This is a genomic window from Prevotella sp. P4-67, assembly GCF_002251325.1.
Lineage (GTDB): Bacteria > Bacteroidota > Bacteroidia > Bacteroidales > Bacteroidaceae > Prevotella.
The window spans coordinates 21358-36900 of the sequence record NZ_NPJL01000068.1 but is presented as its reverse complement, the minus strand read 5'-3'; the positions used below and the strand labels follow the sequence as shown (position 1 = coordinate 36900).

Below are 15543 nucleotides of genomic sequence, written 5' to 3'. Positions count from 1 at the left end.
CAATAAAAATAAACGAGTTTATTTTGTATTTCGCTCGACTTGCGCACTTTACGGCTGTCGCCGTGAAGTTAGGCTTCGTCTCGGCAATAAAAATAAACGAGTTTATTTTGTATTTCGCTCGACTTGCACTAACTTTGCACCATACATTATTAATTATTAAAATAAGACTATACATTGAGAGACGATTTTGATATACGGGAGGAGTCGATGTCTTCTTCTGAGAAGGAGTTCGAGAACGCGCTCCGACCACTTCGCTTCGGCGATTTCTCTGGCCAGAAGAAGGTAGTCGAGAACCTTGAAGTTTTTGTCGAGGCAGCCAAGTACCGCGGCGAACCCCTCGACCACACCCTGCTGCACGGCCCGCCCGGACTGGGTAAGACCACGCTGAGCAACATCATCGCCAATGAGTTGGGAGTGGGATTCAAGATTACCAGCGGCCCCGTGCTCGACAAGCCAGGCGACCTTGCCGGCATACTCACCTCTCTCGAACCCAACGATGTGCTCTTTATCGACGAGATTCACCGCCTTTCGCCCGTGGTCGAGGAGTATCTGTACTCGGCGATGGAAGACTACCGCATCGACATCATGATAGACAAGGGTCCCTCAGCCCGCTCCATACAGATAGACCTCAATCCCTTCACCCTCGTGGGAGCCACCACCCGCAGCGGCATGCTCACCGCCCCGCTGCGAGCCCGCTTTGGCATCAACGCCCACCTGGAGTATTACGACCCCGAGACCCTGAAGCGCATCATCAGCCGCTCGGCAGGCATCCTGCGTGTGCCCATCGACGACGATGCCGCCCTGGAGATCAGCCGACGCTCGCGCGGAACGCCCCGTATCGCCAACGCCCTGCTGCGGCGTGTGCGCGACTTCGCCCAGGTCAAGGGCAACGGACGCATCACCACCGAGATTACCCGCTTTGCCCTCAGTGCGCTCAATATCGACCAGTATGGTCTCGACGAGATTGACAACAAGATACTCCTCACCATCATCGACAAGTTCCGCGGCGGACCCGTGGGACTCTCCACCATCGCCACCGCCATCGGCGAAGACATGGGCACCGTCGAGGAGGTCTACGAGCCCTTCCTCATCATGGAGGGATTCATCAAGCGTACTCCCCGTGGCCGCGTAGCCACCCCATTAGCTTACCAGCATCTGGGCCGCAACCCTCTGGGTGGCGAACCCCTCATGCAAGACTTGTTCGGACAATGAAGACAGCACTATTCACAGGCACTTTCGACCCCTTCACCATCGGCCATCACTCTGTGGTGACGCGCGCCCTGCCCCTCTTCGACCGCATCGTCATCGGTGTGGGCGTCAATGAGCGCAAGCAGACCCGGCTCAGCGCCCAGGAGCGCCGAGAGGCCATCGAGCGCCTCTATGCCGATGACTCCCGCGTCGAGGTAGTCACCTACACCGGTCTCACCGTCGAGCTCGCCCATAGCGTGGGCGCCTCGTGCATCCTCCGCGGCGTGCGCTCTGTCGCCGACTTCGAGTATGAGCGCCAGCAGGCCGACCTCAACCGCCGCATCGGCCACATCGAGACCCTCCTGCTCTATGCCGAGCCCGGTATGGACAGCATCTCGTCGAGCGCCGTGCGCGAACTCGAGCATTTCGGTTATCCTACAGACTCTTTTATTCCCCATAAGCAATGATTACATACAATGTAGAGGGCGTGCGCATGCCCGCCATAAAGAAGCGCGCCACCAATGCCTGGATCAGGGCCGTAGCTGCCAGCCACGGACGTCGTGTGGGCGAGGTGGGATATATGTTTGTTGACGACGAGAAGATACTCGAAGTCAACAACGAGTACCTCGGCCACAACTTTTATACCGATGTCATCACCTTCGACTACGATGAAGACGATGTCATCAATGGCGACATCGTCATCAGCCTCGATACCGTGCGCTCCAATGCCGAGCTCTTCGGCAAGACCTACGACGACGAGCTCCACCGTGTCATCATCCATGGCATCCTCCATCTCTGTGGCATCAATGACAAGGGTCCTGGCGAGCGCGAGCTGATGGAAGCCGCCGAAAACCGTGCCCTCGCCCTGCTCAGCGACATGCAGCGTCAGGGCAGAGGCTCCCAGCCCCGCTCTGGCTTGCTTTATCCTTCTTCCATGAAACGACAGTTTCTCCCCATCCTGCTGGCGGCATTTCTTGCAGCCTCCGGCGTCCAGGCCCAGCCATCCGCCAAGGGCCCCGAATGGCTTTCACGCGCCATTTTCTATCAGATATACCCTTCTTCCTTCCAGGATAGCGACGGCAACGGCATCGGCGACCTGCCCGGCATCATCTCCCGCCTCGATTACATCCAGTCTCTTGGCGTCAATGCCCTTTGGCTCAATCCTGTCTATGAGTCCGGGTGGTTTGATGGTGGCTACGACATCATCGACTTTTACCGTATAGACCCCCGATTCGGTACCAACAGCGACATGGTGCGTCTCATCGACGAAGCCCACAAGCGCGGCCTGCGCGTGTGCCTTGACCTGGTAGCCGGCCACCCCCCCGACCGCTGCCGGTGGTTTGTCGAGTCGGCCACCGCCGACCCCAACAGCCGCTACAGCGATTACTACATCTGGCCCGACTCCATCTCTGCCGCCGAGCGCGAGCAGATACGCCTCCGCCATGCTTCTGCCCATCCCGCCAGCGACACCCGTGGCCACTATGTCGAGAGCCCCTATCCCCGTGCCCGCTACTATATGAAGAATTACTTTGAGTGCCAGCCCGCCCTCAACTATGGCTACGCCCACCCCGACCCCTCCCGACCCTGGGAGCAGGCCGTCACCGCGCCCGGTCCGCAGGCTGTGCGCCGCGAGCTGCGCAACATCATGGCATTCTGGTTTGACAAGGGCATCGACGGGTTCCGTGTCGACATGGCGTCGTCGCTCGTCAAGAACGACCCCGACCGCTCTGCCATCCGCCAGTTGTGGCAGGAGATGCGGCAGTGGCGCGACAGCCACTACCCCCATTGCGCCCTCATCGCCGAGTGGGCCAACCCCGCCATGTCCATCCCCGCCGGCTTCGACGTCGACTTCTTCATGCACTTCAACCGCCCCGGTTACCCCTCTCTCTTCTTCGACCGCGACACCCCTGCCGGCAGCCGTTCGCCCTTTGAGTACAGTTACTTCAACCGCAACGGCCGTGGGCGCATCGACCAGTTCATCGACAATTTCTCCGAGTGCTACCGCCTCACCCGCGACCGTGGCTACATCGGTCTGCCCACCGCCAACCACGACTTCCAGCGCCTCCGTGCCGGCAGCCGCAATACCCCCGACCAGCTGCGCGTGGCCATGACCTTCCTGCTCACCATGCCCGGCATACCTTTTGTCTACTATGGCGACGAGATAGGCATGCGCTACCAGCCCGACGCCCCCGATGTCGAGGGAGCCACCGACCGTGCCGGCAGCCGCACCCCCATGCAGTGGGAGCCAGGCCCCACTGCCGGCTTCTCCACCTGCGCCGTCGACAGCCTCTATCTGCCTGTCTCTACCGATGGCGGCCTCCTCACCGTCAGAGCCCAGGAGGCCGACCCCCGCTCGCTGCTCCACTACGTGCGCCATCTGCTTCGTCTGCGCCGCGATGTGCCCGCGCTGGCCAATGAGGCTGGCTGGACGCTGCTCAGCGACAAGATGCGCCCTTACCCCATGGTCTACCGCCGCTCCACAGCCGACGATGTCTGCATCGTCGCCGTCAACCCCTCTGCCGCCAGCGTGAGCGCCTCCATCCCCACGCTCTCGGCGCCAGTCGAGGCCATCGCCCAGAGCGGCAAGGTCAAGTACAAGCGCGGCGCCACCACCGACCGCATCGTTATGGGCCCCGTCTCGGCTGTCGTCTACCGTCTTTCCCGCCCTTAGCCACCGTCACCATACAAGTATGGGGGATGACAAACCGCCTTTTCTGGCGAGGATGTCATCCCCCATATTCTTTTCGTAAGTTTTGCTGTCGTTGAGGCTCCAGCCGCTTGTCGCTTCAGTCCTCCGCCGGAGACCACTGGTGGTGCTGGCTGTTGTCTTTCCTTTTCTTAGGGGCGGTTTTTACCCCCCCCGTCGGCCTCGCTCTGCAGGTTAATTCTGTATTCACTCGGCGACATGCCCGTCTGCTCACCGAATACACGGTAGAAGGTCTGCACGCTTGCCATTCCGCACTCCTGCGATATCGCCTCTATCGTGTAGTCAGGGTGCAGTTGCATCAGTTCGATGGCTGCATCTATGCGCAGAGAGTTGATATAGTTCTTGAAATTGGTGTGTACGTAAGTCTTGAACAGGTTGGCAAACTTGTTTTTGGGCACATAGACCTCTTTGATTATGTCTTCGCGCGAGAGGTTGGGGTTCAGATACATTTTCTTTTCCACGATAGCCTTCATAATCTGGGCAAACAGATGGTCTTCTTCTGTCGACCCCGGGCGCATCAGCCACAGTTGCACAGCCGACTGGTCGCGTGGCGCTTCCACCAGTTCACCTCTCTCATAGCCGTAGAGCAGTCGCTTGTAGCGCTGCAGTCGTCCCAGTATCTGCATCTGCGCCTTGTCCTTGCGGCGGGCCCTGTGTATGTAGTACGAGAGGAAGCCTGTGGCCATCACAGCGTAGATGAGCGCCAGCGCGCAAGCCACGGCGAGCACATAGTCGATGTCGTAGTTGTCGCCCTCGTCCTCTGCCGCCTTTACCGGTGCTTTCGTCACCGCTTCGGTCTTCCTTTGTCGTGTCTCCCTATTGTTGGGCTGAATTTCCGACCGTGTTGCCTTCTTGCGGTTAATCATCATGATGCGGTAGCTTATGTAGGTGGCTTCCTCGTAACGCTTCAACATGCGGTAGCACTCAAATTGAGGAGCCAGAAACACTACGATGAAGCTCGCTGTCAGCGTGTCGTTGGCTGCGGCATACGTCTTCTCGGCTTTCTGAAGCAGCTTCAGCGCCTCTTCATACTCCCCCCTCTCGATGAGTCGGTTGGCCTGGCTGCTCATAATCACGCTGTTGGCCTTGTCGTCCTCGCGTTGCTGCGCATACAGGTTGCTGGCAGTCATGAGGAAGATTATAATCAGTAGTCTCAGAGTGTACATGTGTGTTCTATTACGGATAAACAGTTCTCTTTGGATTGTAATTCTTACAAAATTAGAAAAAGATATCCTATAAACCGTTGTTTTTACATTATTTAAGAGTATCTCCTTCTGTTTTGCAGTCATCTTCATGTTTTTTGCGAGACTTGAAACCATCATTTCGCGTCGTGCAATGCTGGTTTCGCATCGTGCATTATCCGTTTCGTGCCTTGAAATATAGATTCAGACCATCCCGGCGCAGCCCGCGGCGACTCCGCCCGTATCGTGCCTGCCCGCCCTGCTTCCGACAAGGGTCATCGTCAGCGCCCGAATTCACACTTTTTGTATGAAAAGTCGATAAATAATCAAGAAATGTACATAAAAACGGCGAAAATCTAACAAAAAATCATAAAAGTGCGTGAAATTATGTATCTTTGCATGGTCAATAGCAACTACAGGCATATGGAAAAGCTACCCGAGAGTAACAGTAACCGTTGGCCGAGGCCCGTCCAGATGCGCGGTGAGACACCTCGCACAGGATTGTTGGCGCTTCGCCGAGGCTGTAGGTGCATCGCTTTTCTTGCCGCTTGCTGTTTCGGTCTTGCAGCTACAGCCCAGAACCCTTCAAGTTATGTTCCCACGAAGGGCGAGATAGTCTTCAGCCTCTACCAGTCGTCAGAGGGAAAGCCTATCCACACCCGGCCGAGCAACCCCTTCACCTCCCATCGCCGTGCCAACCAGTTCTACATAGACCTGGACAACGCCCAGGTCATGCAGACCTACGACGGGCTGGGCATAAGCCTTACCGACGCGTCGTGCTGGCACCTCTCGCAGTTGCCCCAAGCCCGTCGCGACAGCCTGTTGCGTATGGTCTTCACCGCCGACGGGCTCAATATGTCGATGATACGCCTCAACTGCGGTTCGAGCGACTATGCCACCCAGCCCTACAACTATGACGACCATGCCGGCGACGAGCGCATGCGCCACTTCAGTATCGGCCGCGACGCCATCTACATGATACCCGTCATCAGAGAGGTGCAGCGGCTGCGCCCCGACATCTTCACCTTCTCCTCGATGTGGAGTGCACCGGGGTGGATGAAGGACTCGGGGCTCATGTATGGCGGCAGCCTGCTCGACCGCTGGCTTCCCGCCTTTGCCAACTACTGGGCCAGCTATCTCAACGCCTATCGTGCCGCCGGCGTCAGGGTCGATGCCATCACCGTGCAGAACGAACCTATGACCGACCAGCAGGGCTTGAGCGTAGCCACCCTCGTGTCGGCTGCGCAGGAGGCCAAGCTCATCTCCCGCCTGCTCCCCGACGCCTTTGCCCGCTATGGTCTCACTCCCCAGATATGGATGCTCGACCACGACTACGACTATGCCGACAGAGTCTTGCAGACCCTCGCCGCCCCGGGCGTGCTGGAGCATACCAGCGCTGTGGCATGGCACCCGTACACGGGCAATGCCCGCGAGATACTGGCTGTGCGTGAGCGTTATCCCGACCTCAAGTTCCATCTCACCGAACGCGGGCCCGCCATCAATGAGCGCGACGTGCGCGACGAGAAGTGGTGGACCGACATGGTCTTCGACGCCTTCAACTGCGGTTGCAGTTCGTTCAGTGGCTGGAACCTCCTGCTCGACGAAAACGGCACCCCCAATATCGGTCCCTTCGGCTGTGGCGGCCTTGTCACCGTCGACAGTTCCACCGGCGCCCTCACGCCCGACTGTATGTGGACGGTGCTGCGCCATATCGGCCCTTACGTGAGCCGTGGTGCCCGGGTCCTCGACATAACCCCCACCCAGGCCGAGCACTGGGTAAGGATGGCGGGCGAGAAAGACGCCCATATGCGAAAATACAACGTACTGGCTTTCCGCAATCCCGATGGCAGCCATGTCATCGTTATCGGCGGCGGACACTACAAGTGGCCCCGCCAGGTCAATGTCAAGTATCGTGACCAGTATATGACCGTGCAGCTGCCTATGGGCACATGGTCCCTGACCACCATCGTCATCCCCGCTGCTGGGGACATGGCGTCGTGACACTTAGCACAATTAATGTATGACCCTGCATCGACGAGCGTCGGTGTATGGTCCAAGTCGAATTCAGTTTATATAATGTTATGAAGAAGATTGTTTATTTATTCTTGCTTCTCATGCTTGCTCTGGCATACCCGTCGGTATCGATGGCGTCGCCCACAGGCATGGAGACAGGCACCGACCAGGATGGCAACAATTCCATCTCGGGTATCGTGACCGACCAGAATGGCGAGCCGCTTGCCGGCGTTACCGTGCTGCAGCGTGGCACCCAGAACAAGACCATCACCGACCTCGAAGGCCGCTACACCATCCGTCTCAAGGCGGGTAGCGGGCGTACTCTCGTCTTTACCTATATCGGTATGGTGTCGCAGACCATCCCTGTCAAGGGCAGCGTGGCGCGTGTGATGATGAAGGAAGACGCCACCGCTCTGCAGGATGTGGTGGTAATCGGCGCCTATGGTACCGCCCAGAAGCGCAGCGACCTCGTGGGTAGTGCCTACCAGGTCAACGCCGACCAGCTCAAGGGCTTGCCCCAGCAGCGCCTCGACGTGATGCTCGACGGACTCATCCCCGGTGTCAAGATAGACCCCAATACCGCCGACCCCGGCAGCCCCCGTACCCGCTACGAGGTTCGTGTGCGCGGTGAGGCTTCGCTCAACGCCTCCAACGAGCCCCTCTGGGTTGTCGACGGCACGCCCATGTACACCGGCGACCGCACCAACCTGATGCCCGGTACCAGTTATACCGTGAGTCCGCTGTCATTCCTCAACCCCGAAGACATCGCCTCTGTGACCGTGCTCAAGGACGCCACCGCCACCTCTATCTACGGTGCCGACGGAGCCAATGGCGTAATCCTCGTCACCACCAAGAAGGGCCGTCAGGGCAAGATGCGCATTACCGTCAATACCCAGTATGGCATCGCCCATATCGACGAGAGCACTGCCCCCAAGGTGCTTGGCGCCAAGGAGTGGCTCTCGCTGGCTCGCGAAGCCTACGCCAACTCGGGCAAGGACATGCGCACCTTCCCCTTCCAGGACAATGAGCTCAACCAGTACTCCACCACCGATACCGATTGGCGCGACGTCTTCTACGACACCGGTACCACCTTCCTTACCAATGTGGGTGTAAGCGGCGGCAACCAGAAGTCAGACTACTACGTCTCGGGCCAGTACTACCAGAACGACAAGACCGTCAAGGGCAATACCCAGCAGCGTCTGTCGCTCGCCACCAACATCAACCTCAAGCTCAACAAGCGCCTCAAGGTGGGTGTCGACATCTCAGCCTCTTACAACAACAACGACCTCTTCGCCCTCGGCCGCGAGTATTATGAGCTGCTGCCCATCTATTCGCCCTACAATGCCGACGGCACTCTGCGCCTCTACAATATGGAGGTCGACGGTCTCAATGCCGACGGCACTCCCCACTTCACCAAGAAGCGCTTCATCAGCAACTCAGTCCTCGAGCGCGAGCAGAACGACAACAACCAGAAGACCTGGTACCTGCGCTCCAACTTCACGCTCAAGTATGAAATCCTCAAGGGCCTCACCTATACAGGCCAGTTTGCCTACGACTACAACAGCACCCTCGAAGAGACCTACAGTTCGCAGAAGAACTGGACCGGTATGGACTCCGACGGCACGCCCATCGGCTATGCCCGCCGCTCATCCGTAGACATCACCAACTGGAATACCATCCACCGTCTCAACTTCAACCGCACCTTCGGCCGTCACTCCGTGTCAGCCCTCGCCGGTTTTGAGGCCGGTTCGCGCGACTACACCACTATGTATGTCACCGGTTCGGGTTTCATCAACGACAATATCCGCGACGTGAGCCAGGCCAACACCACCAAGGGCTACAACTCGAGCAGCCGTCGACGCAAGGTGTCGCTGCTGGGTCAGGCCACTTACTCCTACGACCACCGCTACTACCTCACTGTCAACGCCCGTAAGGACGGTAACTCCCAGTTTGGCAGCGATGTGCGCTGGGCCAACTTCGCCTCTGTCGGCGCTTCGTGGAACGTGCACAACGAGAAGTTCTTCAACATCCCATGGGTCAACGTCCTCAAGCTCAAGGCCAGCTATGGTGCCAACGGTAACTCACGCCTCGGCTCTCAGGAGTCGCAGGGTACCTACGTCTACAGCAGCTCCTACTCCTACAACGGCGAGCTCGGCGGTGTGCTCGGCACTATCCCCAACAGCCGTCTGAGCTGGGAGACCACCTATATGACCAACCTCGGTCTGCGCCTGGCTGTGCTTAACCGCATCGACTTTGAAATCGAGTATTACCACAACCAGACCAAGAACCTCCTGAGCCGTCTGCCCATCTCGCTCCTTACCGGCGACACCCGTGCCTACCGCAATGTGGGCGAGATCGTCAACAAGGGTATCGAGATCAACCTCACCACCCGCAACTTCGTGCCCAAGAAGGACGGCGACTTTGCCTGGACCACCGACTTCAACCTCGCCCACAACCAGAACCGTCTCACCAAGTCGTACAACGGCACCCAGGTCAACTTCGGCGAAATCTCCTGGATAGAGGGACAGGACACCAAGACCTACTACATGGTGCGCTGGGCAGGTGTAGACCCCCTCGACGGCAGCCCCATGTGGTACGATGCCAACGGCAACATCACCAAGGTCTATGACAGCACCAACAACCGCGTGCGTGGCAAGAGTGCCAATCCCACCGTCACCGGCGGTATGACTAACACCCTCAGCTACAAGAACTTCTCGCTCCGCTTCCTGCTCAACTACCAGTTTGGCGGCTACGCCTACAGTTCGTTTGCCAGCATCATGAACTCCGACGGTTACAATGTGCTGAGCTACAACCAGGCCATCGAGCAGCGCAACTACTGGCGCAATCCCGGCGACATCGCCATGAACACCCGTCCTCAGGCGGGCGTCTCTACCGGTTCGTCGCGCACCTCTACGCGCTATCTCTACAAGAAGGATCTGGTGCGCCTGCAGAACGTGGTGTTCACCTACCAGCTGCCCCGCAGCCTCGTCAATGGCTGGAAACTCTCCAATGCCTCGGTATCGCTCATCGCCGACAACCTGTTGGCCTACAGCCCCTACTCAGGCAGCGACCACAACTCCTACAAGACGCTCATGAGCGGCTATCCGCTCGAGCGCACCTTCACCCTGTCACTCAATGTCGGATTCTAAACCCAGTATCACAATGAAGAAAACTATTATATATGTCGCTTTAGCGATGGTCACTCTGCTCACCTCGTGCGACGGCTTCCTGACCGTCGATGAGAAGGGCAAGGCCACCATACCGTCGTTCCTTTCCGACCCACGCGGTCTGCGTGCCGGTCTGTTGGGTGCCTACACCCAGTACTACAACAGCTACGACAACGAGTTCTTGAAGTATCCCGAGGTAGCAGGCAATATGACGTCGCTCAACCTCTCCTCCGGATCGTCCATGCTCGACCAGTACAACTATGTGCCCAACCCCGTGTCGGCTACTACCTCCTATTACATCTGGTACCGTATCGGCGAGGCTGTAGCCAATGCCAACAACATCATCAAGTATGCCCCTGCCGTGGCTGCCGACTATCCCACCCAGAAAGATGCCATCGACAATATCCTGGGTCAGGCCCTCGTGCTGCGCGCGCTCTGCCACTTTGACCTCGTGCGTGTCTACGGCCAGCCCTACAACTACAGCGCCGATGCCTCTCATCTCGGTGTACCCAAGGTAGACCGTCCCCTCGGCCCCAACGACATCCTCGGCCGCAGTTCGGTCAAGGACATCTACGCCTTCATCCTCGAAGACCTCGGCAAGGCTGCCGCCCTGCTCAGCGACAGTCACGCCGCCGATGTACACTACGTGTCGCTCCAGGCTGTCAATGCCATGTACTCGCGCGTCTATCTCTATATGGAAGACTGGGACAACGCCCTCAGGTATGCCCAGCTCGCCCTCAACGGCGAGAGTCTGGCGCAGGGTGCCGACTATATCAATATGTATGACAACCTGAGCACCCGTGGCGAGGCCATTCTCCGCCTGAGCGGCGCCGACCTCACCGGCCGTCAGAAGGAGTTCTATGCCAGCGAGTGTCTGCCCGCCGACACGCTGCTCTCGCTCTACGACGCTGCCGACCTGCGCCTGCAGCTCATCCACAAGGACGGTGTGAAGCAGTGTGTCAAGTACACCGCCACCACCATCCCCGACAATCAGCCCAAGCGCGAAGACCCCATCGTCTTCCGTCTCTCCGAGATGGTGCTCAATGCGGCTGAGGCAGCCTGCCACATCAGCGGCAAGCAGGGCGATGCCCGCCAGTATCTGCGCCAGCTGCTCGAGCGCAATGTGGGTGCCGAGAAGGCTGCCCAGGTGCTCGACGCCACCGCCGACGGCGACCTGCTCGCCCTCGTGCAGCGCGAGCGCGTCAAGGAGCTTTGCTTCGAGGGCCACAACTTCTTCGACATCACCCGCTGGAAGCAGAACCTCGTGCGCGAGCACAACACCAACTCTACCGTGCGCTCGCTCGCTTACCCCAACGACCTCTTTGTGCTGCCCATCCCTCAGTATGAGCTCGACGCCAATGAGAATATGAAGCCCAACCCCACTGTAAACAAGTAGAAACGTCATGAAGAAAATCATAGTAATGCTCCTGGCTCTTGTCGCCCTGTGCGGCTGCCAGAAAGAAGAGTTCGAAGGCTTTGATATGCCCTTCGTCAAGGTGACAACCACTACCGGCGCTTCACAGACGGTGGTGCTCTCCAATGTAAACAATATCAATACCTACGTGGTGTCGGTAAGCAGCAAGATGCTTACCACCGCCCTCGTGGTCAACTACGAGATTGTGGTGGGTGACGGTCTGCAGGAAGGTGTCGACTACGAACTCGTCACCACTGGCAACCAGCTCACCTTCGAGCCCGGTATCTACGACATGCCCATCCGCATCAAGTGGCTTGCCCATCCCGTCGATGAGACCAAGGACAATACCCTCACCATCCGTCTCACCGGCAACAGCCAGAACCTCCATTTGGGTGTTCCCGGTCCCGATGGTCTCCAGAAACAACTTGTAATCGAAAAAAAGAACTGATATGAAACACTTAGGATATATCATAGCGCTGCTGGTGGTGATGCTTGTCCCCGCCGCCTGTACAGACAGCAACAATTATGTATATAATGATGTCAACGCCCCCGCGATGCTCAGCTTCGGTTTCTACAAGGCCGACAACCCCGGTGTGCTTGGCTCCGACTATGTGGTAGAGCTCACTGCCGACCAGACAGGTGGCGCCGCCACCCAGACCGTAAGCGTGGCGCTGCCTCCCACGGTAGAGAAGGACAACCTCGTGGCACGCTTCACCACCAGCGAGGGCACCACCGTCAAGGTGGGTGGCGCCGAGCAGGTAAGCCAGACCACCGCCAACGACTTCAGCCAGCCCATCGACTACATCCTCACCCGTGGCAGCGTGAGCCGCCGCTGCGAGGTCACCGTCACCAAGGCTTCGCTCCGCTGGGTTGAGACTGCTCAGGTGGCAGGCATCACCACCTACGGCAACCCCGTGCTCAAGATTAGCCCCGTAGACCAGAAGCCCTACATCGGCTTCAAGACCCGTGCCGGCAACTCTGCCACCGCTGCCAACCACAGCACCGTGCTCACCCTGGGCGACGACGGCGAGTGGACAGCCGTGGGCGGCGAAGGTTTCGGCCACACTGTCAACTCTTCTTACTTCGACTTCGACATCGCCCCCGACGGCACACTCTATGTGGCTTATGCCGACCAGCAGGCCACCGTGCTCAAGAACGGTATGAGCGTGATGAAGTATAACGGCAGCGACTGGGAGTTTGTAGGCACCGACAAGGGCCTGCTCAAGGCAGTGTCCAACTATGTGGGCTTCTGTGCCCTCGACGGCGAGCTTGTGGGCGCCCAGGTCAACAACTCTTCCAAGGCCGACTATCCCAACCGTACCCTCGTCGTGTCCAACTATAAGGACGGAGCCTGGAACAGTCAGGTGCCCGGCGCCATCACCAACCAGGTGTATATGGCCAATGTGGCTGGCGGCAAGGACGCTGCCTATGTCATCAGCATCAACCGCGGCGCTGTCAATGGCGTCAACTATGGCTACAACGTGCTGCGATACCAGGGCGGAGAGTGGACACCGATGATTGTCAACTATCTCGAGCCCGGCAATGCCACCAACAACATCGCCATGATAGGCGTCACCGTGACCGCCGACGGCACCCCCTACATCTGGACTATGGACGACGCCAGCGGACAGCTCGGCGTGCGCGTCAAGTATTATGACAAGACTCAGGACGCCTGGCTCACCCTCGGCGGCAACGTGCTGCCCCTCGGCTTCACCCCCGACCGTCATACCGAGGTGGCCCTCGACACAGCCCCCAACGGCACGCCCTATGTGGTCTATACCAACACGCTCGACCAGGGCTTCCCCTACATGATGTATCTTGACCCCGACACCCGCCAGTGGAGCAATCCTGCCAAGCTCGCCGACCTGGACGCTTCTGGACTTAACCTCAAGTTTACCTCCGACGGTGTGGGCTATGTCACCTTTACCAACAGCAATCACTTGCATACATTACGCACCGAATGATAAAGACTTTTTCAACCTTATTGATACTCGTGCTCTCGGTAGTGGAGGCTGCGGCGCAGCCCACTGCCGGGGGCAGAGTGTTTATAGACGCCAATGGCAACGGGCGCTACGACCGTGGTGAGACGCTGCTTGCTGGTATTCCCGTCTCCGACGGCTGCCGTGTGGTCACTACCGACGCCAAGGGCCGTTACCGCATCGAGGTGGGCGAGGGGAGCAGCCTCTTTCCCATCCTGCCTGCCGGCTACACCATGCAGGGCCACCGCCTGGTCAACAGTGCCTTCGTCTATCCCGCCGTTGCCGGCTCCCGCCACGACTTCGCCCTCGTCACCAAGCCCGTGAGACAGCGCTTCAGACTCAACGCTATCGGCGACATCCAGGTGGGCAACTCCCAGGAGCTGGAGTTTGCCTCGCGCACCATCCTGCCCGAGCTCATGACCAAGGACAGCACCGATGTCAATATTTTCCTTGGCGATCTGGTCAACAACAACCTCGCGCTCTATCCCCACCTGCAGCGCATGATAGCCCAGTTGCCCTCGCGCTCCTATACCGTGGTGGGCAATCACGACCGTGACGCCGACAGCCTGCTCTGGCGGCAGACCGCCACCTACAGCGCCTCCTTCGGCTCGCCGGTCTATGCCTTCAACGAGGGCGACGTGCACTTCATCGTGCTCAACAATGTCTATGGCCGTGGCGCCCGTGGCTATGAGGGCCGTGTGAGCGAGAGCCAGCTCCAGTTTGTGCGTGAAGACCTCGCCCATGTCGACCCTTCACGCCTGGTAGTGCTGGTGATGCACATCCCCCTCGCCGTGACCCGCAACCGCGACGGACTCTTCGCCGCCGTGGGAGCGCGCCCCGTGCTGGCCCTCACCGCCCATCTCCACCGCGTGATGCGCGACTTCCACCGCTACGACGGCCGCACCATTCCCGAGTTGGGCGTCGGCGCCACCTGCGGCTTCTGGTGGGTCGGCGAGCGCGACTGGGAAGGCGTGCCTATGGCACTCCAGCAGGGCGGCACTCCCCGCAACTACTTTGTGCTCGACTTCGACGGTCCCCGCTACACCTTCCGCTGCAAGGGCGTGGGCCTCGACGACCACCGGCAGATGACGGTGCATGTCGTGGGCATAGACAGCCTCGACCACCGTCTGCGCGACCTTCGCGATGTGGCTCCCCGCCAGGCCCTCATCACCGTATGGGGCGGCTGCGACTCCACCCGCGTGCGCTGTCGCGTCGATGGCGGCGCCTGGACGCTCTGCCAGCGTGCCGACGTGCTCGACCCCAATGCTGCCCGTGTGCGCGAGCAGAACCTCTCCAAGGGTTATCCCACCCCCTACAGCCGCCGCAACCCCATCCGCCATCTCTCTTCGCCCCAGATATGGTCGCTGCCCCTCAGCGAGGCTCAGTGTAAGGGTGCCCATGTCATCGAGGTCCAGGCCGACGACAGCTACGGACTCCGGGCCCACGCCCTGCGCCCCTACTGCTATGTAGAGCCCGCCCGCTGACGCCGCTGCCGAAAAAACAAGCTGAAAAGTTTTGTCCTTTGGGCCTTTTCCACTAATTTTGTCGTATCAATCAATTCACAGCTATGACACAAGAAGAGAAAACCCAAATAGAGGAGCGCATCGTGGAGGTGCTCAAGACCGTGTACGACCCCGAGATACCCGTAGACATCTGGAACCTCGGCATGATATACAAGATAGATGTCAAGGACGACTACACCGTAGACCTCGACATGACCTTCACCGCCCCCTCGTGCCCCGCCGCCGACTTCATCCTCGAAGACGTGCGCACCAAGGTCGAGAGCCTCGACCAGGTCAAGACCGCCAATGTCAATCTGGTCTTCGACCCCGCTTGGGACCAAAGCATGATGAGCGAGGAGGCGAGGGTAGAGCTCGGCTTCGATTAAAACGGA

At 59.0% G+C, this 15543-nt stretch carries 11 protein-coding genes and 1 pseudogene; 11 read left to right on the top strand and 1 reads right to left on the bottom strand.

The window, feature by feature from the left end:
* Positions 1 to 174 precede the first annotated feature (174 nt).
* From ruvB to CIK92_RS11995, 4 genes and pseudogenes are all read left to right on the top strand, one after another.
* Positions 175 to 1212, top strand: a complete 1038-nt coding sequence (gene ruvB, locus CIK92_RS12005; RefSeq protein WP_022311211.1) for a Holliday junction branch migration DNA helicase RuvB — start codon at positions 175 to 177, stop codon at positions 1210 to 1212.
* Entirely contained in the window at positions 1209 to 1655 is a 447-nt protein-coding gene (gene coaD / locus CIK92_RS12000; RefSeq protein WP_094389222.1) for a pantetheine-phosphate adenylyltransferase, read from the top strand. The genes ruvB and coaD overlap by 4 nt, the downstream gene beginning before the upstream one ends.
* Positions 1652 to 2071: pseudogene (gene ybeY, locus CIK92_RS13925) on the top strand (rRNA maturation RNase YbeY); the annotation flags it as partial. The gene coaD and the pseudogene ybeY, both read left to right, overlap by 4 nt.
* Before the next feature lie 51 nt (positions 2072 to 2122).
* A complete protein-coding gene (locus CIK92_RS11995) occupies positions 2123 to 3859 on the top strand; it encodes an alpha-amylase family glycosyl hydrolase (protein WP_173823849.1) in 1737 nt (578 codons plus the stop codon).
* 167 nt (positions 3860 to 4026) lie between these two features.
* On the opposite strand, the gene CIK92_RS11990 is transcribed toward CIK92_RS11995, so the two are convergent.
* Positions 4027 to 5061 (bottom strand): helix-turn-helix transcriptional regulator, encoded by a 1035-nt coding sequence (locus CIK92_RS11990; RefSeq protein ID WP_158214792.1) that lies wholly within the window; start codon positions 5059 to 5061, stop codon positions 4027 to 4029.
* Positions 5062 to 5499: 438 nt separating this feature from the next.
* On the opposite strand from CIK92_RS11990, the gene CIK92_RS11985 reads away from it, so the two are divergent.
* From CIK92_RS11985 to CIK92_RS11955, 7 genes are all read left to right on the top strand, one after another.
* A complete protein-coding gene (locus tag CIK92_RS11985; RefSeq protein ID WP_158214791.1) occupies positions 5500 to 7077 on the top strand; it encodes a hypothetical protein in 1578 nt (525 codons plus the stop codon).
* An 80-nt stretch (positions 7078 to 7157) separates the two neighbouring features.
* Positions 7158 to 10238, top strand: coding sequence for a SusC/RagA family TonB-linked outer membrane protein (locus CIK92_RS11980; RefSeq protein WP_094389218.1), 3081 nt, complete (start codon positions 7158 to 7160; stop codon positions 10236 to 10238).
* Between the two features lie 13 nt (positions 10239 to 10251).
* Positions 10252 to 11652, top strand: coding sequence for a RagB/SusD family nutrient uptake outer membrane protein (locus CIK92_RS11975; RefSeq protein ID WP_094389217.1), 1401 nt, complete (start codon positions 10252 to 10254; stop codon positions 11650 to 11652).
* 7 nt (positions 11653 to 11659) lie between these two features.
* Complete coding sequence (locus tag CIK92_RS11970; protein ID WP_022310115.1) at positions 11660 to 12118, top strand: Calx-beta domain-containing protein; 459 nt, start codon at positions 11660 to 11662, stop codon at positions 12116 to 12118.
* 1 nt (position 12119) lies between these two features.
* Positions 12120 to 13634 carry a hypothetical protein gene (locus CIK92_RS11965; RefSeq protein WP_094387607.1) on the top strand — a complete coding sequence of 505 codons (1515 nt, stop codon included), beginning with the start codon at positions 12120 to 12122 and terminating at the stop codon, positions 13632 to 13634.
* Positions 13631 to 15133: a calcineurin-like phosphoesterase C-terminal domain-containing protein gene (locus tag CIK92_RS11960; RefSeq protein WP_094389216.1), complete on the top strand. Its 1503-nt coding sequence runs from the start codon at positions 13631 to 13633 to the stop codon at positions 15131 to 15133. The genes CIK92_RS11965 and CIK92_RS11960 overlap by 4 nt, the downstream gene beginning before the upstream one ends.
* 83 nt (positions 15134 to 15216) lie before the next feature.
* Positions 15217 to 15537, top strand: coding sequence for a metal-sulfur cluster assembly factor (locus tag CIK92_RS11955; protein ID WP_094387609.1), 321 nt, complete (start codon positions 15217 to 15219; stop codon positions 15535 to 15537).
* The last annotated feature ends 6 nt before the right edge of the window (positions 15538 to 15543 follow it).